Genomic DNA, 19000 nt, shown 5'->3' on the forward strand with positions numbered 1-19000 from the left:
GTTTATTGTTCGTCCTTCTTCTCCATTTTTCGACGGATATCTTCCAGCTCCTTGGCTAAATCCGTGGTCTGCTGTTTACGCTGTCGGCTGATGGAGACATTCTTTTTCCGCTGGGAAACGGTCGGCTGACCCTGGGTTGCTGCACGACGTTCAGCAGATTTCTGCTGAGCCGATTTAATCTTCTGGTTTCTGACGGCTTCTTCAATCATTTCATCCGTAATGGACGAAAAAGCTTCGGTTTGGATGATGGCTGGCTGATCCACATCCCCTAAAGGGTCCCGGGGATCCAGTGCCATAGCTCGAGTCTGGGGCCGACGACGCCCGCCCTGGGACTGTAAGCCTTCCCGCACTGCTTGGGTAGAAATTGCTCCGGTATTATAGGCTGCCTGACGGGCCATTTCATTCTGACGCTGCATAATCTGACGTTCCTGAACTAATCGTTTTTGTTCCCGTTCCTTGGCAAAGGCCCGGCTCTTTCCGCCAATGGCAAATCCAATAAATTGGAGGCCAACCATATAAACCAGGCAAATAGCCATGAAAGCAGCCAGTGGAATCATGGATGCAAAATTAAAGATAATGCCAAAGGGCAAATACCAAAAAAGTGTCGGCGCAACAATAAAGGTCGCCACATTCCAATCGGCATTAAAGGAGCCATTGGTTCCCACATAGGTTAAAACAATGGTCGCAAGGGTCATCATACCAATGGGAATCATCTCTAACAGCAGAAAGCGCCCATAGGTCCCATTACTTTCTAAACTGGCATCCTTAAAGCTCACCCAATTGAAAGCAATTAAAAATACTGAGACTACCACAAATTCAATGCCTCCAAAGATCAGATTATAACTTCCGGCATTACCAAGCCCCAGGGCATCAAAGATTCCTTTGAAGATCAATACAATGACGATATATGAAAAGTTTGCGGCTAAAGCCGTGTTAATGGCATTAATCTTTCGTCGATTACGATAATTTTCTTGTTTCATAGTCCCTCCCGGTGATATTCATGAGTTCCAGAAGCCGATTCAGCTCCTCAGTTGAAAAATACTCTAATTCGATCTTTCCCTTTTGATCCGTCCCTTTAATATGGACGGCTGTGGCATAACGATGGGTGAGTTGGTCTTCCAAATCCACTAAAAAAGGATTCGCAGATGGAAGTTCCTTCTCCTTTCGGGGATTTTTGATGGCTTTCACCCGTTTTTCCACCTCTCTGACACTTAAGTGCTTTTCTTCGATTTCCTTGCCCAGGGCAATCATTTGCCCAGGCTCCTCTAAGGCGAGTAATGCTCTGGCATGGCCCGAAGATATTTTTTCATCAAGGACCTGGTTTTGAAGTTCCTTGGGTAAATTGAGGAGACGCATGGTATTCGCCACTGTCGCCCGGCTTTTCCCTATGCGAATACCAATTTCCCCCTGGGTTAGATTGTAGGCATCCATCAATTTACCATAGGCCATGGCTTCTTCAATGGCATTTAAATCCTCCCGCTGGACATTTTCAATGAGGGCAATTTCCATAACATCCTTGGCTGATAGATCCCGGATGATAACCGGAACCACTTTCAGCCCTGCAATACTTGCCGCACGAAAACGCCGTTCACCAGCAACAATCGTATACCCCTTCCCCTCCGGTTTAACCACCAGGGGTTGAAGGATCCCATGCTCAGCAATGGATGCCGCCAGCTCTTCCAGTGCGATCCGGGCAAAATTCTTTCGGGGCTGGTCACTGTTTGGCCTTATTTTATTGATTTCCAATTCAAAGATAAGGGGTTCCTTTTCTTCAACTTTGGCAACTTCCTCATCAAAATTGATTTCTTCACTAATCAGGGCTTTCAGACCCTTCCCTAATCCCTTTGCTTTTGCCATTTTACACCTGCCTTTCAATGAATTCCTTGGCAAAATCCTGATAGGCCTGGGAACCTTTGGAACTTGCTGCATATTCAAAGATAGTCTGCCCAAAGCTAGGGGCCTCGGCCAGGCGAATGTTTCGGGGAATATACGTAGTATAAACTTTAGACTTAAAATATTCCCTAACTTCATCCATCACCTGAACGGAAAGGTTGGTCCGACCATCAAACATGGTCATGAGTACCCCTTCGATTTCCAGGCTTGGATTAAGGCCGCGTTTCACCAAACTAATGGTGCTCATCAACTGGCCAACCCCTTCCAGGGCATAGTACTCACATTGAATGGGAATGAGCACTGTATCAGCAGCCACCAACGCATTAATGGTCAGCAGTCCCAAGGAGGGTGGACAATCAATAAAAACATAGTCGTAATACCCATCGATCTTCCCCAGGCTTTCCTTGAGTCGGGATTCCCGCTTACGCATTCCTGCCAACTCAATTTCAGAGCCTGCCAGCTCAATATTCGAGGGGAGGATATTTAGATTTTCATAACCTGTGGTTAAAATAATTTTTCGAGGGTCCATGGTATCCACCAGGGCATCGTATACGGAAACCTCCAGATCATTTTTATCAATGCCAAAGCCACTGGTTGTGTTTCCCTGGGGATCGATGTCCACCGTCAATACGCGTTTTCCTTCCATGCTTACGGCGGTGGTTAGGTTGATGTTGGTGGTCGTTTTTCCAACCCCTCCCTTTTGATTAAAAACCGCAATGATTTTACTCATTCGTCACCCTTTCTTGTCCATTATCTTGGAATCCGGATGGTAATCTCAATACAATCATCCTTCATCTTCTCTTTATATTCTGCGTTATTTTTACTGTCTTTCACTACTTTGAAGGCAGACTTAATGGTGTTAACATAAATTTGGGCATTAATAAAAGATTTAACCCGAGCTTTTTTCTCTGGGGTTATCTGTTCATCGTAATTATTTGTTAGTACATTATCCCGAATTTTTTCAACTAAATCCTCTGTACTTTTAACGGTCATCCCCCGTTTTACAATTTTTTGTATCACGTCTCTCTGAATTTCCGGATCGGGAATACGGAGCAGTGCCCGGGCATGGCGTTCGGACAATCCATTATCCTTCACCTCCCGGATGACCTCATGGTCAAGCTTAAGGAGCCTGATTTTATTGGCCACAAAGGATTGGGATTTTCCCAGCAACTCAGCCACCTTTTCCTGGGTCAAATTATAGAACGCCATGAGCTGACGGTAGCTTTCCGCCTCTTCAAAAAAATTCAAATCTTCCCGTTGAATATTTTCGACAATGGCGATAACCGCCGAATCCTGGTCTGAAATAGTCACCTCAACTGCAGGGATTGTACTCATCCCGGCAATTTTAGATGCCCTCAGCCGCCGTTCCCCTGAAACCAGCTCATAGATGTCTTTGTCAATCCGTCGGACACAAATGGGTTGAATAACCCCAAAGGTCTTGATGGACTCAGCCAATTCATTAATCGCCGATTCGTTAAAGATTTTACGGGGTTGATTCGGATTCGGCAGAATCTTCTCAATTTCTATATCATTAACTGTATTTAAGGTTTTTTTCATTCCAGTCTCCATGGTTGTTTCACGTGAAACATCTGTGATTTATAATGGTCTTTTTTTTATTGTCCCATAATTTCTTGGATATTTTTCAGGGATTGTTCCACTTTTTCTACATTGAATTATAACATGAACCTCATCACTTTTCAGTAATAAATGCTTTTTTATGTCTGATATTTCACCATTTAAGATTTTTAAGGCGTTTTGAGAATCCTTTATTTCTTCCTGGTATTTTTTTCCTTTCCAGGAATAAAAGCTTCCCCCATTTTTAAGGAAGGGCATGCAAAGTTCTAAAAGTAAGGGATACCCGGCAACTCCCCGGGAGGTGACCCCCTGGTACTTTTCCCGATGGGCAGATTCTTGGGCGTATTCTTCTGCTCGCCCAACTAGAAAATATACATTGGTTAATCCCAAATGGGTTGTGATTTCCTCGACTGCTTTGAGTTTCTTGGCGGTGCTGTCTAAAAGGAAAAAGTCCAGCTCTGGATATTTAATGGCCAGAGGAACGCCAGGAAAGCCGCCCCCTGTTCCGACATCTAAAATTTGTGCACCGGCCGGCAGGTTGTCCAAATCACAAAGCAACGAATCCACAAGATGTTTATCAATAAAGGGGATTTCCTCTGTAATGGCCGTTAAATTAATTTGGTCATTCATCAGACGTACTTCATCCATAAAGGCCAAAAGCTGTTCAGCCTGGTTTAAATCCAGAATGATGCCATATTCCTTACAATATTTCACAAATTCTTCTACACTCATACTTTACGCCGCCTTTCCTGCTCGAGGTAAACATGTAACACTGAAATATCCGCCGGTGACACACCGGAAATTCGGCTGGCCTGACCCAGGGATGCTGGACGAATGGCTTCAAGTTTTTCCTTCGCTTCATTTCGCAATCCGGAAATCCGATCATAAACAATGCCCTGGGGCAGTTTTAAACTTTCCAGTCGTTTAAACTTTTCAACCTGTTCGATTTGCTTCCGAATATAGCCATCGTATTTTAGTTGGACCTCTACCTGCTCCCACACTGATCTTGCCAGGACAGGACGTTCAGGGTCAAAGGCAGCGGTACGTTCATAGGTTATTTCCGGACGTTTCATCAAATCGGCAATGGAAATACCAGAGGAAAGTGGTGAGGTTCCCATTTCCTTTAACAGAAGATTATTTTCGGCACTAGGCTTGACAATGACTGTTTTTAACCGTTCCTTTTCATCTTCCACTGCCTTTTTCTTTTCTTCAAAACAGGCGTATCGTTCATCTGAGATTAAACCAATTCGCTTACCAATGGGTGTCAGCCGTAAATCCGCATTATCCTGACGCAAAAGCAGACGATATTCTGCCCGTGAGGTCATCATCCGATAGGGTTCCTGGGCATCTTCATTAATAATATCATCAATCAAAACCCCAATATAGGCTTCCGAACGATCCAAAACGACTGGCTCTTCCTCCTTTAAATATTGGCTGGCATTAATTCCCGCCATCAGGCCCTGAGCCCCGGCTTCTTCATAGCCCGAGGTCCCATTGATTTGGCCCGCAAAGAACAGTCCATCAATGTCCTTGGATTCCAAAGATCCCTTAAGCCGGGTGGGATGGATGCAGTCATACTCAATGGCGTAGGCCGAGCGCATGAACTCCACCCCTTCCATTCCTGGAACTGTACGGTAAAGGGCAATTTGTACATCCTCCGGTAAACAGGAGGACATTCCCTGGACATAGACTTCCCGGGTATGCAGGCCCTCTGGTTCCATAAAGATTTGATGCCGCTCCTTATCTGCAAAGCGCATGACCTTTGTTTCAATGGAAGGGCAGTACCTTGGACCGATACCCACCACATCCCCGGTTACTAAGGGGGATCGTTCCAAATTGGCATTGATGATGCCATGGGTTTCGGCGTTCGTATAGGTTAAATAACAGGGTACCTGCTCGATATCAATGGCTTCTGTTTCAAAGGAAAAAGGAACGATGCGTTCATCTCCTTCCTGTATTTCCATTTTGGAATAATCCAGAGTTTTTCCATCCACCCGTGCGGGGGTCCCTGTTTTAAAGCGCTGGAGGGCGATTCCTTCTTTCGTTAGACTATCGGAGAGAGCCATAGCCGGAAATAAGCCATTGGGACCACTGTCATATTGTACATCCCCAATAAATACCCGACCCTTTAGATAAGTCCCCGTTGAAATGATACAGGCACGACACCCATAGGTTGCCCCAGTCTGTACGACCACAGCAGTAATCTTTCCCTTTTCCACCATAATTTCAGTTGCTTCTTGCTGGCGCAGAACTAAGTTCTCCTGATTTTCAATCACTTCCTTCATCCGGAATTGATAGGCCTTTTTATCCGCCTGGGCCCGAAGGGAATGGACCGCTGGCCCCTTGGCGGTATTGAGCATCCGACACTGGATCATGGTTGCATCAATATTTTTTCCCATTTCTCCCCCAAGGGCATCGATTTCCCGTACCAGATGTCCTTTGCCTGTTCCACCAATGGATGGATTGCAGGGCATCATAGCCACAGAATCTAAATTGATGGTCAGTAGGAGGGTTGACCAACCCAACCGGGCAGAAGCCAAAGCGGCTTCACATCCCGCGTGTCCAGCTCCAATAACAATAACATCATAGTCACCACTTTTATAATTCATCTGTCCCTACTTTCCTAAACAAAACTTTGAAAAAATTTCATCAATGATGTCTGATCCAATGGATTCACCTGTGATAAAGCGGATGGATTCTAAGGCACCTTTGATGTCAATGGTTAATAACTCCATGGGTATACCTCCTTGAAGGGCGTCCATGGCAGCTTGGAGCTGCTTCATCGCTTGTTTCAATAACCCCTCTTGCCGGGCATTCACAATAATTGCCTGGACATTTTCTGCATTCTTCTCGCCAGTAGCGATTTCCACCATTTTCTTTTTTAATTGCTCCAGACCTTCATTTTCTCGAATGGAAATGGCTTGGACATTCATTTCCTCTGGAAAAGCTTTTTTTTCTAAATCTATTTTATTTGCTATAATAATATGCTTCTTTTTCTTTACTTCTTCCAAAAGTATTTGTTCATCCCTAGATGTTTCACGTGAAACATCTAGCATAAACAATACCAGCTCAGCTTCTTCCATCATTTGCCGGGAACGGTTGACACCAATTCGTTCCACCACATCCTCTGTATCCCGAATTCCGGCTGTGTCAATAATCTTAAAGGGAATATTATCAATATTAATATACTCCTCAATAATATCCCTGGTTGTCCCCGGAATATCTGTAACAATGGCCTTCTCCTCTTGAATTAGATAATTAAGTAATGATGATTTCCCCACATTGGGGGCTCCAATAATCGCTGTGGGTAAACCCTCTCGATATATTTTCCCCTTAGAGGTTGCTTCCACTAATTGCTTCAGTTTTACAATACAGTCTTTTAAGATCTCTTCAGTATGATGATAGGATACATCTTCAATATCATATTCCGGATAATCAATATTGGCTTCCATATCGGATAATAGGGCGATTAAGGTCGTATCGATCTCTGTCACAGCTTTGGATAAATCCCCGGATAATTGGCCCACTGAAAGCTCCAGGCTCCGTCGGGTTTTTGCTGAAATCACATCCATAACAGCCTCGGCCTGGGAAAGGTCGATACGACCGCCTAAAAATGCTCTTTTAGTAAATTCACCAGGTTCTGCTAATCTTGCCCCATGGCTTAATACCTGATCCAAAACGGCACGAGTAGCCACCATCCCGCCATGACAATTGATTTCCACCACATCCTGGGTCGTATAAGTATGGGGTCCTGCCATAACGGTTACCAGAACCTCATCGATGGGTGCTCCCCCATCGTCAATGATATCCCCATAGGTCATGGAGTGGCTGATTAAATCCGCCAAATTCTTTTTACTTTTACTCTTAAAGAGATTTTCTACCAATGGGATTGATCCCGGTCCACTGACCCGAACAATCCCAATACCGCCACTTCCCATGGGGGTTGCTACGGCAGCAATGATATCATCATCAAATAGATGCATTTTATATATCCTTCCAAAATTATAAAAAGGCTGCCGCAGAATGCGACAGCCCCAAATTTTAAATTTATTGATGATCCTTCAAGTCGATCACAACGTAACGATAGGGCTCGTCACCTTCGCTGAAGGTATAAACATCGGAATGGTTTTGCAGTGCAGCATGGATGATCCGCCGTTCCGATGGATTCATGGGTTCCAATGACATTCGTTTATTGTAACGAACCACTTTCCCGGCCATCTTCCGGGCCAGAGCTTCTAAGGTCTGTTCCCGCTTACTTCTGTAATTCTCAGTATCGATAACGACCCGGACGTATTGGCTGCCCTTTCGATTGACCACCAGGCTTGTCAGATATTGGATGGAATCCAAGGTCTGACCCCGACGGCCAATAAGCACGCCCATATTATCTCCCGCCAGCTCCACGGATAAAACATCATTTTTTAGGCTGGTGGTAATGCTGCAGGGAATTTTCATTGCAGACATCATATCCGTTAAAAAATCCACTGCCCGCTTTTCAGGGTCATCCTTTGGAATGACCTCTACCACTGCCTGTTTTTTTCCAAATAAACCGAATACCCCATTATCCGGAAATTCCAGAACATTGGTTTCTACTTCATCCAAGGTCTTTCCCAGTTCGAGTAAAGCGTTATTAATTGCTTCTTCAACCGTTTTTCCTTTTCCAATTACTTTATCATTCATACGCCTCTCCATTTTTTAAAAAAACTAGCGCTTTTCGTCGTCCCGTCGTTCCGGAATCTTGGTAATCGTCTGACGCACCACCTTTTTACTGGCTGGCTTCGTCTTAGGACGGGTGACATTGCTCTCTTTTTTAGGTGCTTTCCCCTGCTGGGCCATCATGGCCTGTTCCCGCATTTCACTTTGTTGTTGCCGAACATTCTTCTTATCCTTCTTTTCCTGACGTTTTGCTTCTTCTAAACGGCGCTCTGCTTCTTCCGGACTAACCAGATCCACAGGTTTACGCATGGAGAAGAACTGTTGGATGAAGGTAAAGATATTCTGAACCACCCAGTAGAGTGCAACCCCAGCCGGCATGCTAATGGCTGCAAAGCCAATAAACAAGGGCATGATGTAAAGCATCATCTTCTGGGACTGCTGCATGGTGGGATCCCCCCCCTGCTGAAAACTCATCATAAATTTCTGGGTGATGAAGGTCAGCAGCACACACAAAATTGGTAGAATATACCAGGGGTCTGGAGCACTCAGGCTTGGCAGCCATAAAAATCCTGCTTCCCCCACACCGGCAGAAACCCATTGATCAGGGTTTCTGAGGGCACCAAACAATCCATAAATAATGGGAAGTTGGAGTAAAAGGGGCAAACAGCCAGCCATGGGGCTAACCTTATAAAGCTTATACAGCTTCATGGTTTCCTGGTTTAGCTTTTCAGGATTATTTTTGTATTTCTTCTGTAATTTTTGGAGCTCAGGCTGAATGGCCTGCATCTCCTTCATTGAACGCGTCTGCTTCAGGTTTAAAGGGAGCAAGATTAATTTTGCCAAAATGGTAAAAAGAATAATTGCAATCCCGTAGTTCCCCACCAAATTAAAAATCTGAAGGAGCACCCAACCGAATGCTTGGTATAAAAAATCCATTCACACACTCCTAAATTAAGTATTCTTTTTTACGGCAACGGATCATATCCTCCCGGATGGAAGGGATGGCATTTGATAATGCGCCGAATGCCTAAATAAAGCCCTTTGATTACGCCATACTTTTCAATCGCCTGATAACAGTAAGTTGAACACGTCGGGGTAAACCGACAGCTATTTGGCAAACAGGGTGAGATAAATTTTTGATATCCCCGGATGATCGATAAAAAAAATCCTTTAATCATTTCGCCCTCACTTTTTCAGCTTTGTCTTATAAAACAAATGATCTAAAGACCGATCTAAATCCGAAAAAGCATCATTGAGGCATCGTGCCTTCGCGATGATGATGAGATCATAACCAGTTTTCACACCAACCTGACGTTGTCGAAAGGATTCTTTAATCTGCCGTCTTATCCGATTCCGGCAAACTGCTTTTTTAGAGATCTTTTTACTCACGATGATGCCAATACGATTGAAGGATTCTCCATTTTTTTTATAAAACAAGGTAAAATGGCGATTTCCAAAGACATTTTTTTCGTTAAAAACCCCATCAAAGTCCTTTTGATTCCGCAAAGATACACTCTTCATAAAAGAACTCCAATTTCATTGTATACATTTAGAAAGCCCATTGACATGCACTTTCCCTTACAGATTCATAGAAAAAAAGACCGTTTGGAAAACGGCCCTTTTATTATGCAGATAATTTTTCTCTGCCTTTGTGTCTTCTTTTTTTCAAAATAAGACGACCAGATCGAGTAGACATTCTTTTTCTGAAGCCGTGTTCTTTTTTGCGCTGTCTTACTTTGGGCTGAAAGGTTCTCTTCATTTCGCGGTACCCCCTGTCCTATATTTTATTTAAAAATTAAGCATTTTTGGCTTTTACCTTAGAAGTATATAGTTTGTAAAGTCGAATGTCAAGGGAAAATAGCCAAAAGTTTTAAAAGGTTCGCACTCCTTTGTTGATGCCGCCGCCATCATCTGATATAATAACAGAAAACCTCTGTGGATAACTTACTTTTGTCCACAATTTTCCACTTTTTGTTGATAGAATCTGAATAAACTGTGGATAACTGTTAATAAAACGCACTTTTTTCCACATTCCGCCATCTTGATAACTTATAAACAGGATGTGGATAAACTCAATTCTTTGAATCCATGCACAGTCTCTGTGGGTGGCTTGTTGAAAAAATGTGAATACTTGGAGGAACTATTGGAGCATTCAATCGATACCATCTGGCAAAAAGCCCTCGACATGATTAGTGAAGACATGCCTGAGGTTAGCTTTAACACCTGGTTTACCGAACTTATCCCTATGGAATTTATTAGCCACGATTTTTATGTTAAAGTCGCGACGAGCAATGCCAAATTCTGCAAATCAGTATTAGATACCCGCTACCTGACCCTAACCAATAATGCGGTTTCAAACGTCCTTGGTGAAAATATCCAGGTTAAATTTATTTTAGAGGATTCTGAGATCCCCCGGGGGAAAACGCTTGTTATGGAAGCCACTCCTTCAAAAGAACCTTCCTCAAATCAATCCGGAAACCGAAGGATTAAATCCTCCAGTAACCTCAATTCAAAATATACCTTTGATAAATTTGTCATTGGTGAAAATAACCGTTTTGCCCATGCCGCCTGCGTTGCCGTCTCGGAATTCCCCTCTGAACGGTATAATCCCCTCTTTATTTACGGGGGTGTCGGTTTGGGTAAGACCCACTTAATGCAGGCCATTGGCAACTTCATCAGCGAATACTCCAACAATCGGGTCGTCTATGTCTCCTGTGAAACCTTCACCAATGAATTTATTGATTCCATCAAGAATCAGAATAGCGAAACCTTTCGGAATAAATATCGAAACGTCGATATTCTTTTAATTGATGATATTCAATTCTTAGCCAAGAAGGAGGGAACCCAGGAAGAATTTTTCCATACCTTTAATACCCTCCACGAGGAAAATAAACAAATTGTCATCAGCTCTGACCGTCCGCCCCGGGAGATTCCAAATCTAGCCGAAAGATTGCGAAGTCGCTTCGAAATGGGCTTGATTACGGATATTTCTACCCCTAATTTTGAAACGCGAATTGCCATCCTGAGGAAAAAAGCGGAATCCTACGCAGAAGATATCCCCGATGATGTCCTGAACTTTATTGCAGACAACATCCATTCAAATATCCGGGAACTTGAGGGGGCTTTAACGACGGTTGTCGCCTATTCCAAGCTCCATGGACAAAAGATATCCCTCAATTTTGCCCGGGATGCTTTGAAGGATTTATTCAAGGACAAGGCCAATATCGTCATCGATGCCGCTTATATTAAAGAAACGACCGCGAAATACTTCAATATCACCGTGGAGGAGATGGATTCTAAAAAGCGCACCAAGGCCATTTCCACTCCCCGTCAGGTGGCAATGTACCTCACCCGAGAAATGACAGAGCTCTCCCTTCCCCGCATCGGAGAAGAATTTGGGGGTCGGGATCATTCCACCATCATTCACGGCTGCCAGAAGATTTCAGAGGAAATGGACAGTAACACAGACTTTAAAAACCTGATTATCCGAATTCAGAATGAAATCAAGGGAGACTGAAATAATCCACAGTGGATAACTCTTAATTACCCACATAAACCCCTTGTCTTTCTCCACAGGTTATCCACCGTTTAAAAACGTCGATTCACCCATGAAAACAGGGTATTTGCAGTTATCCACAGCTTCAACAGGCCCTACTACTATTACTACTATTTTTATAATATGTATAACTATACATAACCATGCAAAATACGCGAAACGAGGTTACCCATGAAATTTGATTGTGCTAAAGATGAATTAACCCAAGCCCTCGCCATTGTCAGCCGGGGAGTCGCCAGCAAAAGCACTATGCCAGTGCTGGAGGGCATTTTATTTCAAGCCTACGAAAACCGTCTCTTTCTCACCGCTACCAATATGGAAATCAGTGTTAAAACCTCCATTGCGGCCAATATTGAAAGTGAAGGGGAAATCATTCTTTCCTCAAGCTTTATATTAGAACTCATTCGAAAGCTGTCCGGGGATACGGTTTTCTTTGAACGGACCGATAACCTCCAAATGAAGGTCGAGTGCCTCCTGTCTTCCTTTACCATTCGAGGGATGTCCACAGAAGAATTCCCGACCTTCCCTAAGATTATAGAAGATTATGATTTCACCATTAATGCCGGACAACTCAAGGCGTTGATTCACGGCAGCCTTTTTTCAGTTGCCATTAGTGAAAATATTCCCGTGCTCACAGGGCTGAAGATGGAAATCGAAGGAAAGTCCCTGACGGTTATTGCCTTAGATGGCTATCGCCTCTCCCTTTGTAAAGGAGAGCTGGAAAATGGTGTCGAAGGCGGTATCTCTGTTATCGTTCCAGGTAAAAGTATGAACGAATTAGATAAACTGCTTTCCGGAAAAAACGGAGACATCATCGTGCGATTCTCCCAGACACAGATTTTCTTTGAAATTGAAAACACTCAATTTACTTCACGCCTACTTGAGGGTGAGTTTATTAATTATAAGCATATTATCCCCAATGAAAAGAGTACTGAAGTGGTGGTTGAACGAAAACTGCTTTTAGAAAGCTGTGAGCGGGCAGCGCTACTGGCCCGGGAAGGTAAAAATAACCTCATCAAGATGGAATTCGGCATTGATCAAATGGCGGTTACCTCCAGTGCCGATATTGGTGATGTTCATGAAATCATCCCCATCGATAAAAAAGGTGAGGATATAAAAATTGCCTTTAACTCCAAGTTTGTCATCGAGGCTCTCCGGGTGATTGGTGACGATCAAATCAAAATCGATATGACCACCTCCGTGGGGCCAGCGGTCATCCAATCCGCGAAAGAGGATGGTGCTTATACCTATCTGATCCTCCCCGTTCGAATCTCTGATGATTAATGATCATTTTCTCTTTATTTTTCCTTTTTAGGGAAAACTTCACATAAACTTTTAAGGACTTGTCTTGTGCAAGTCCTTTTTTATGGTATAATAATCCAGATAGAGACTATTTATATCTAAAATCACGATTTATTCCATGATTTTAAAGGAGTTTTCGCAAAATAGATGAAATATCTATTAAAACAATTAAAAGGGTTATGAGATGGAAAAAATAGAAATCACTACGGAATACATCAAGCTGGATCAGCTGCTTAAATTCATTGGAATTGTGGGATCCGGCAGTGATGCCAAGATGCTCATTGCCGATGGACTCGTTACCTTTAACGGGGATGTCTGCACCATGCGCGGTAAAAAAGTCCGCCCTGGAGATGTGGTGACCGTGGAAGATGCCGGTGAATATCACATTATTTCTAACGGCGATCGGGTACAATGATCCTTAAATCCTTAAAACTTGGCCAATTTAGAAACTATGAAAGTACATCCCTCACCTTTTCGGACCATATTAATGTTATCGTCGGACCGAATGCCCAGGGCAAGACGAACTTGCTGGAGGGAATCTTTTTTTTGTCCCGGGGGTACTCCCACCGGGCGGTGAGTCTTTCTGAATTGGCATCCTTTGGTCAGGAGGCCTTCTTTATTGGTGGTGAGATACAGCGTCAGGGAATCCACCATCGCATCAGTATGGCCATGGACCATAAAAAAAAGATTTTGAAGGTCAATGGTAAAAAAGAGGGTAAACAGGAGGCCGCCTCCCGGATTATGTCCACCATTCTTTTTGAACCCGAGGATTTGCGGATCGTGAAGGCGGGACCAGAGAAGCGCAGACGCTTTATGGACGAGGAAATCAGCGGCTTTATGCCAGGGTATGGCCATGTGCTCAAGCAGTACAAAAAAGTCCTTCACCAGCGCAATGCCCTGTTAAAGGAGATACGCTACACCCCAAGCCTGACCGCCACCCTGGAGCCCTGGGATGCCCAGCTGATTGAGTATGGTACGGCACTCATGGGATATCGGGTGGATTATTTAAAACAGCTCAACAAAAATGCCCGAAAGCTCCATCATTTAATGAGCTCCGGGGCTGAGGTTTTATCCCTGTACTACCAAAATAATATTTTAGCGGATTTAAAGGAGCAGGATTCCCTGGAGCAGATCTTCAGACAGCGTGTTCTGGAAAGCCGACAGGGGGACATCGATCGGGGTTCCACTACCTATGGGCCCCATGTGGATGATCTGATTATCCACATTAATGGGATGGAGGCACGTAAATACGGCTCCCAGGGGCAGCAGCGCACAGCGGCTATTTCCCTGAAGCTTTCCCAGATTGATATCTATAAAGAAAGTACCGGGGACTACCCCATCGTCCTTTTGGATGATATTTTATCGGAGCTGGACGAAACCCGGCAGGAGCGGATTTTATCCCTTTTGGGTCGGACCCAGGCTTTTATTACCTGTACCGATGCGAGCTTTGCCCGCCGGTACGATCATAATGAACTGAATCAATTCCAGGTTTTGGATGGAAAAATTCAAAAATTGGTTAACGTATCAGAGCGTTGAACCAATGTGTTAGATGGAGGAAAATATGGCAGATAATTTAACGACCAATCAAGAATATGGCGCAGACCAGATCCAGGTCTTAGAAGGCCTGGAGGCAGTTCGAAAACGCCCGGGGATGTACATCGGAAGTACGGGTAAACAGGGACTCCATCATCTGGTATACGAGGTGGTGGATAACTCCATCGATGAGGCCCTGGCAGGCTATTGCCGGAATATTACCGTGGTGGTGGATTCTGACAATGCTGTCACCGTGACAGATGATGGCCGTGGGATTCCAACGGGGATGAACCATAAAAAGAAAAAAACCGGGGTGGAATTGGCCCTGACTGTTCTTCATGCCGGCGGGAAATTTGGCGGCGGAGGGTATAAGGTATCCGGGGGGCTCCACGGTGTTGGGGTTTCTGTGGTTAACGCCCTGTCTATGGAGCTGGTGGTTGAAATTAAGCAAAACAAGCAGATTTTCACCCAGTCCTTTGCCCGGGGGAAAAAGACCTCTGAGCTGGAAGTTATTGGGAATACCAACCGGACCGGGACAAAGGTTTATTTTAAACCGGACCCGGAAATCTTTGACGAGCTGATCTACGATTATGATGTCCTCGAGCATCGTCTCCGGGAGCTGGCTTTCTTAAATAAAGGGGTTTCCATTACCTTAAAGGACGAACGTCCGGGGATGGAGCAAAAGGAAACCTATTGCTACGAAGGTGGGATTCGATCCTATATTGAATACATGAATCGCAATAAGGATGCCCTTTATGAAGACATTGCCTATTATGAAAAGGAAATGGATAATTATAGCCTTGAAATCGCCTTTCAATACACCACGGGCTATACCGAAAATATCTTTAGCTATGCCAATAATATTTTCACCCCGGAAGGCGGAACCCACTTAAACGGGTTTAAAAGCGCCCTCACCCGGACGGTGAACAATTACGCCAAAAAAAACAACTATATTAAATCCAACGAAAAAAACCTCTCCGGTGAAGATGTGCGGGAAGGCCTGACGGCCATTATCAGCATTAAGCTTCTGGATCCCCAATTTGAAGGACAGACCAAAACCAAGCTGGGGAATCCTGAGGTTAAGGGGATTGTGGAAACCATTGTCAACGAAGAGCTTTCCGCCTTTTTAGAGGAAAATCCAACCATTGCCAAAACCATCATCGAAAAGACCTTATCCGCATCCCGAGCCCGGGAAGCCGCGAAGAAAGCCCGGGAGCTGACCCGCCGTAAGAGTGCTTTAGACAGCACATCATTGCCCGGGAAATTAGCGGACTGCCGGGAAAAGGACCCTGCCCTCTCTGAAATCTTCATCGTAGAAGGGGACTCCGCTGGCGGTTCTGCCAAAAGCGGACGAGATTCAAAAATCCAGGCCATCCTCCCCCTCCGTGGGAAAATCCTCAATGTGGAAAAGGCCCGTCTGGACCGTATTTTAACCACGGATTCTCTGAAATCCATGATTACCGCCTTTGGGACCAGCGTGGGTGAGGATTTCGATGTGACAAAATCCCGGTATCATAAAATCATCATTATGACGGATGCTGATGTGGATGGCGCCCATATCCGGACCCTGCTTTTGACCTTCTTCTACCGCTATATGCGCGGCCTGATCGAGCATGGCTATGTGTACATCGCCCAGCCGCCCCTCTTTAAGATTACCCGGGGCAAGCATGTGGAATATGCCTATACCGATGCGGACCTTGAAAAGCGTTTGGCAGAGGAAGAGGACCGTTCCAAGGTGACCCTCCAACGGTACAAAGGCCTTGGGGAAATGGATGCCAGCCAGTTGTGGGAAACCACCATGGACCCCAGTACCCGGACCATGCTCCAGGTCAATGTGGAGGATGCGGCCTACGCCGATGAAATCTTTACCATCCTCATGGGGGATAAGGTGCAGCCCCGTAAGGAATTTATCGAACGGAATGCGAAAAAGGTTAAGAACCTAGACATATAGAAGAGAGAAAGGTAAGTAATGGACGAAAATGAAATGATGCCTATGGGCAATATCCGTCCCGTCAATATTGAGGACGAAATGAAGAATTGTTATATCGACTACGCCATGAGCGTCATCATCGGACGGGCATTGCCGGACGTTCGGGATGGCTTGAAGCCGGTCCATCGACGGATCCTCTTCGCCATGAGCGAGCTCGGCATGACACCGGACAAGCCCTTTAGAAAATCTGCCCGTATCGTCGGGGAAGTTTTAGGGAAATACCATCCCCATGGGGACTCCTCTGTTTATGATGCCATGGTCCGGATGGCCCAGGATTTCTCTACCCGTTATATGACCATCCAGGGCCAGGGGAACTTTGGCTCTGTGGATGGGGATGGCGCGGCAGCCATGCGTTATACCGAAGCCCGTTTGGGCAAAATCGCCATGGAGATGCTCCGGGATATCAATAAGGATACCGTGGACTTTATTCCGAACTTTGATGGTTCCGAAGAAGAGCCAGAGGTTCTTCCTGCCCGATTCCCCCAATTGTTGGTCAATGGGTCCTCGGGGATTGCCGTTGGGATGGCCACCAATATCCCACCCCATAACCTGGGGGAAGTCATCGACGGCACCGTAGCCTTCATTGACAATCCAGATATCACCATTGAAGAGCTGATGACCCACATCAAGGGGCCAGACTTTCCAACAGCCGGTATCCTCCTGGGAAAGGCTGGAATTAAAGAAGCCTACCGCACAGGTCGGGGACGGGTAAAAATCCGCTCTAAGGTCGAAATTATGGAAAATAAGCGGGGCCGGAAGCAGATTGTGGTTTCGGAAATCCCCTATATGGTCAATAAGGCCAAGCTTATTGAAAAAATTGCGGAACTGGTTAAGGATAAACGGGTGGAAGGTATCTCAGACATCCGGGATGAATCGGACCTGAAAAAAGGCATCAACATCGTCATCGATTTAAAGAAGGATGCCAATGAAACCATTATTTTAAACCAGCTGTACAAGCATACCCAGCTCCAGGATACCTTTGGGATTATCATGCTGGCCCTGGTGGATGGGCAGCCAAAGGTTTTAAACTTAAAGCAGGTCCTTTACCACTACATCGAGCATCAAAAGGAAATCATCGTACGACGGACGAAGTTCGACCTTAAAAAGGCCGAAGCCCGGGCCCATATTTTAGAAGGCCTGCGCATCGCCTTAGACCACATCGATGAGGTGATTGCCCTGATCCGTGCAGCGGCAGATGGCAAGGAAGCGAAAATCCAGTTGGTGGAACGCTTCGCCCTGACTGAAATCCAGGCCCAGGCCATTCTCGATATGCGTCTCCAGCGCCTGACCGGTCTGGAACGGGAAAAAATCGAAAATGAATACGCCGAGCTCATGAAGCTCATTGCGGAGCTCCGGGCAATCCTGGCGGATGAACAGCTGGTCCTGAATATCATTAAGGAAGAACTGACGGAGATCAAACGGAAGTACAATGATGCCCGCCGGACCTCCTTCGATATCGACGTCGAGGACTTTGACGTGGAAGACCTCATCGAGGAAGAGGAAGTGGTTATCACCATGACCCATATTGGGTATGTTAAACGGATTTCCACGGATACCTACCGCTCCCAGAAACGGGGGGGCAAAGGGATTACCGCCCTGTCCACCCGGGATAATGACTTTGTGGAGCACCTCTTTACCACGACGACCCATCATTATCTGCTCTTCTTTACCAACAAGGGAAAGGTGCTGCGCCTAAAGGGCTTCGAAATTCCAGAAGCGGGACGGACGGCCAAGGGAACAGCCATTGTCAATTTGCTGCAACTTGAACCGGATGAAAAGATTACGACCATGATTCCCATTAAGGAATTTACAGAGGATCAGTTCTTAGTGATGGCCACCCGATATGGGATTATCAAGAAAACCCCCCTGTCCGAATACGATTCTTCCCGGAAAAATGGGATTATCGGCATCAACCTTCGGGATGATGATGAACTCATCAATGTACGTATTGTCCATAATACAGAGGATATTGTCATGGGGACCCAAAAGGGCTATGCTATCCGCTTTAAGTCTGAAGATGCTCGGTCCATGGGTCGGACCTCCATTGGGGTGCGGGGCATCGATCTGCGCGCTGGCGACGTGGTGGTTGGTATGGATATTGTTTCAGATGAGGACTGCGTGCTGTGTGTCTCTGAAAAGGGCTATGGCAAGCTGACCCAAGGCAATGAATACCGTGCCCAGAACCGCGGTGGTAAGGGTGTACAGACCTATAAAGTGACCAATAAAACTGGGGAGCTGGTGGGCTTCTGCGTGTTGTCTGCCGGTGGTGAGATCATGATGATCAATAACCAGGGTGTGGTCATTAAGTTAGAAGGCGATGGTATTTCCAAGGTTGGTCGGAACACCCAGGGTGTCAGACTGATGAAGCTGAAGGAAAATGAACGCATCGCGACAATTTCAAAGGTATATAAGGAAGATCCTGAAGATGATGAAGAAACCCCAGCCGATGACGATGCTCAAATGACCCTTTTGGACGAATAATTCAAGATGGAGGTTAC

General features: G+C 45.3%; 18 protein-coding genes. 6 read left to right on the forward strand and 12 right to left on the reverse strand.

All coding sequences use genetic code 11. The features are described from left to right. Positions 1-2: 2 nt before the first annotated feature. The 12 genes from BLW33_RS00905 to rpmH all read right to left on the reverse strand — a co-directional run bounded on the left by BLW33_RS00905 (position 3) and on the right by rpmH (position 9880). Positions 3-980 carry a hypothetical protein gene (locus tag BLW33_RS00905; RefSeq protein ID WP_090304218.1) on the reverse strand — a complete coding sequence of 326 codons (978 nt, stop codon included), beginning with the start codon at positions 978-980 and terminating at the stop codon, positions 3-5. Beyond that, positions 958-1857, reverse strand: a complete 900-nt coding sequence (locus tag BLW33_RS00910) for a ParB/RepB/Spo0J family partition protein (protein WP_090304220.1) — start codon at positions 1855-1857, stop codon at positions 958-960. Before BLW33_RS00910 ends, BLW33_RS00905 begins: the two co-directional genes overlap by 23 nt. 1 nt (position 1858) lies before the next feature. Continuing rightward, positions 1859-2623, reverse strand: a complete 765-nt coding sequence (locus BLW33_RS00915; protein WP_090304221.1) for a ParA family protein — start codon at positions 2621-2623, stop codon at positions 1859-1861. Between the two features lie 20 nt (positions 2624-2643). Then, positions 2644-3450 (reverse strand): ParB/RepB/Spo0J family partition protein, encoded by an 807-nt coding sequence (locus BLW33_RS00920; protein WP_090304223.1) that lies wholly within the window; start codon positions 3448-3450, stop codon positions 2644-2646. A gap of 39 nt (positions 3451-3489) precedes the next feature. After that, positions 3490-4200, reverse strand: a complete 711-nt coding sequence (gene rsmG, locus BLW33_RS00925; RefSeq protein ID WP_090304224.1) for a 16S rRNA (guanine(527)-N(7))-methyltransferase RsmG — start codon at positions 4198-4200, stop codon at positions 3490-3492. Further along, a complete protein-coding gene (gene mnmG / locus BLW33_RS00930; protein WP_090304225.1) occupies positions 4197-6077 on the reverse strand; it encodes a tRNA uridine-5-carboxymethylaminomethyl(34) synthesis enzyme MnmG in 1881 nt (626 codons plus the stop codon). The genes rsmG and mnmG overlap by 4 nt, the downstream gene beginning before the upstream one ends. 6 nt (positions 6078-6083) lie before the next feature. Next, positions 6084-7451 carry a tRNA uridine-5-carboxymethylaminomethyl(34) synthesis GTPase MnmE gene (mnmE, locus tag BLW33_RS00935; protein ID WP_090304227.1) on the reverse strand — a complete coding sequence of 456 codons (1368 nt, stop codon included), beginning with the start codon at positions 7449-7451 and terminating at the stop codon, positions 6084-6086. Between the two features lie 64 nt (positions 7452-7515). Beyond that, on the reverse strand, positions 7516-8145 hold the full coding sequence (jag, locus tag BLW33_RS00940; protein WP_090304228.1) for an RNA-binding cell elongation regulator Jag/EloR: 630 nt from the start codon (positions 8143-8145) through the stop codon (positions 7516-7518). 24 nt (positions 8146-8169) lie between these two features. After that, positions 8170-9057 carry a YidC/Oxa1 family membrane protein insertase gene (locus BLW33_RS00945; RefSeq protein ID WP_090304230.1) on the reverse strand — a complete coding sequence of 296 codons (888 nt, stop codon included), beginning with the start codon at positions 9055-9057 and terminating at the stop codon, positions 8170-8172. A 29-nt stretch (positions 9058-9086) separates the two neighbouring features. Continuing rightward, positions 9087-9299: a membrane protein insertion efficiency factor YidD gene (gene yidD, locus BLW33_RS00950; protein ID WP_090304232.1), complete on the reverse strand. Its 213-nt coding sequence runs from the start codon at positions 9297-9299 to the stop codon at positions 9087-9089. A gap of 7 nt (positions 9300-9306) precedes the next feature. Beyond that, positions 9307-9642 (reverse strand): ribonuclease P protein component, encoded by a 336-nt coding sequence (gene rnpA, locus BLW33_RS00955; protein WP_090304233.1) that lies wholly within the window; start codon positions 9640-9642, stop codon positions 9307-9309. Positions 9643-9745: 103 nt separating this feature from the next. Continuing rightward, on the reverse strand, positions 9746-9880 hold the full coding sequence (rpmH, locus tag BLW33_RS00960; RefSeq protein WP_090304235.1) for a 50S ribosomal protein L34: 135 nt from the start codon (positions 9878-9880) through the stop codon (positions 9746-9748). Positions 9881-10264: 384 nt separating this feature from the next. Here rpmH and dnaA point away from each other — a divergent pair, with 384 nt between their 5' ends. The 6 genes from dnaA (at position 10265) to gyrA (ending at position 18983) form a co-directional block, all read left to right on the forward strand. Next, positions 10265-11638, forward strand: coding sequence for a chromosomal replication initiator protein DnaA (gene dnaA, locus BLW33_RS00965; RefSeq protein WP_090304237.1), 1374 nt, complete (start codon positions 10265-10267; stop codon positions 11636-11638). 210 nt (positions 11639-11848) lie between these two features. Continuing rightward, the gene (gene dnaN / locus BLW33_RS00970; RefSeq protein WP_090304238.1) at positions 11849-12961 is read left to right on the forward strand and encodes a DNA polymerase III subunit beta; all 1113 of its coding nucleotides are present in this window, start codon (positions 11849-11851) and stop codon (positions 12959-12961) included. 202 nt (positions 12962-13163) lie between these two features. Continuing rightward, positions 13164-13394, forward strand: a complete 231-nt coding sequence (locus BLW33_RS00975) for an RNA-binding S4 domain-containing protein (protein ID WP_090304239.1) — start codon at positions 13164-13166, stop codon at positions 13392-13394. After that, entirely contained in the window at positions 13391-14515 is a 1125-nt protein-coding gene (gene recF / locus BLW33_RS00980; protein WP_090304241.1) for a DNA replication/repair protein RecF, read from the forward strand. Before BLW33_RS00975 ends, recF begins: the two co-directional genes overlap by 4 nt. A gap of 25 nt (positions 14516-14540) precedes the next feature. Further along, the gene (gyrB, locus tag BLW33_RS00985) at positions 14541-16463 is read left to right on the forward strand and encodes a DNA topoisomerase (ATP-hydrolyzing) subunit B (protein WP_090304243.1); all 1923 of its coding nucleotides are present in this window, start codon (positions 14541-14543) and stop codon (positions 16461-16463) included. 33 nt (positions 16464-16496) lie between these two features. Beyond that, complete coding sequence (gene gyrA / locus BLW33_RS00990; protein WP_176966570.1) at positions 16497-18983, forward strand: DNA gyrase subunit A; 2487 nt, start codon at positions 16497-16499, stop codon at positions 18981-18983. Positions 18984-19000 lie beyond the last annotated feature (17 nt).

It is taken from the genome of Eubacterium aggregans (assembly GCF_900107815.1).
Classification (GTDB): Bacteria; Bacillota; Clostridia; order Eubacteriales; family Eubacteriaceae; genus Eubacterium_O; species Eubacterium_O aggregans.

What these genes read in the sequence shown, in the direction of transcription:
- BLW33_RS00905 (WP_090304218.1), bottom strand. Translation starts at nt 980, where the DNA reads ATGAAACAAGAAAATTATCGTAATCGACGAAAGATTAATGCCATTAAC.
- BLW33_RS00910 (WP_090304220.1), bottom strand. Translation starts at nt 1,857, where the DNA reads ATGGCAAAAGCAAAGGGATTAGGGAAGGGTCTGAAAGCCCTGATTAGT.
- BLW33_RS00915 (WP_090304221.1), bottom strand. Translation starts at nt 2,623, where the DNA reads ATGAGTAAAATCATTGCGGTTTTTAATCAAAAGGGAGGGGTTGGAAAA.
- BLW33_RS00920 (WP_090304223.1), bottom strand. Translation starts at nt 3,450, where the DNA reads ATGAAAAAAACCTTAAATACAGTTAATGATATAGAAATTGAGAAGATT.
- rsmG (WP_090304224.1), bottom strand. Translation starts at nt 4,200, where the DNA reads ATGAGTGTAGAAGAATTTGTGAAATATTGTAAGGAATATGGCATCATT.
- mnmG (WP_090304225.1), bottom strand. Translation starts at nt 6,077, where the DNA reads ATGAATTATAAAAGTGGTGACTATGATGTTATTGTTATTGGAGCTGGA.
- mnmE (WP_090304227.1), bottom strand. Translation starts at nt 7,451, where the DNA reads ATGCATCTATTTGATGATGATATCATTGCTGCCGTAGCAACCCCCATG.
- jag (WP_090304228.1), bottom strand. Translation starts at nt 8,145, where the DNA reads ATGAATGATAAAGTAATTGGAAAAGGAAAAACGGTTGAAGAAGCAATT.
- BLW33_RS00945 (WP_090304230.1), bottom strand. Translation starts at nt 9,057, where the DNA reads ATGGATTTTTTATACCAAGCATTCGGTTGGGTGCTCCTTCAGATTTTT.
- yidD (WP_090304232.1), bottom strand. Translation starts at nt 9,299, where the DNA reads ATGATTAAAGGATTTTTTTTATCGATCATCCGGGGATATCAAAAATTT.
- rnpA (WP_090304233.1), bottom strand. Translation starts at nt 9,642, where the DNA reads ATGAAGAGTGTATCTTTGCGGAATCAAAAGGACTTTGATGGGGTTTTT.
- rpmH (WP_090304235.1), bottom strand. Translation starts at nt 9,880, where the DNA reads ATGAAGAGAACCTTTCAGCCCAAAGTAAGACAGCGCAAAAAAGAACAC.
- dnaN (WP_090304238.1), top strand. Translation starts at nt 11,849, where the DNA reads ATGAAATTTGATTGTGCTAAAGATGAATTAACCCAAGCCCTCGCCATT.
- BLW33_RS00975 (WP_090304239.1), top strand. Translation starts at nt 13,164, where the DNA reads ATGGAAAAAATAGAAATCACTACGGAATACATCAAGCTGGATCAGCTG.
- recF (WP_090304241.1), top strand. Translation starts at nt 13,391, where the DNA reads ATGATCCTTAAATCCTTAAAACTTGGCCAATTTAGAAACTATGAAAGT.
- gyrB (WP_090304243.1), top strand. Translation starts at nt 14,541, where the DNA reads ATGGCAGATAATTTAACGACCAATCAAGAATATGGCGCAGACCAGATC.
- gyrA (WP_176966570.1), top strand. Translation starts at nt 16,497, where the DNA reads ATGATGCCTATGGGCAATATCCGTCCCGTCAATATTGAGGACGAAATG.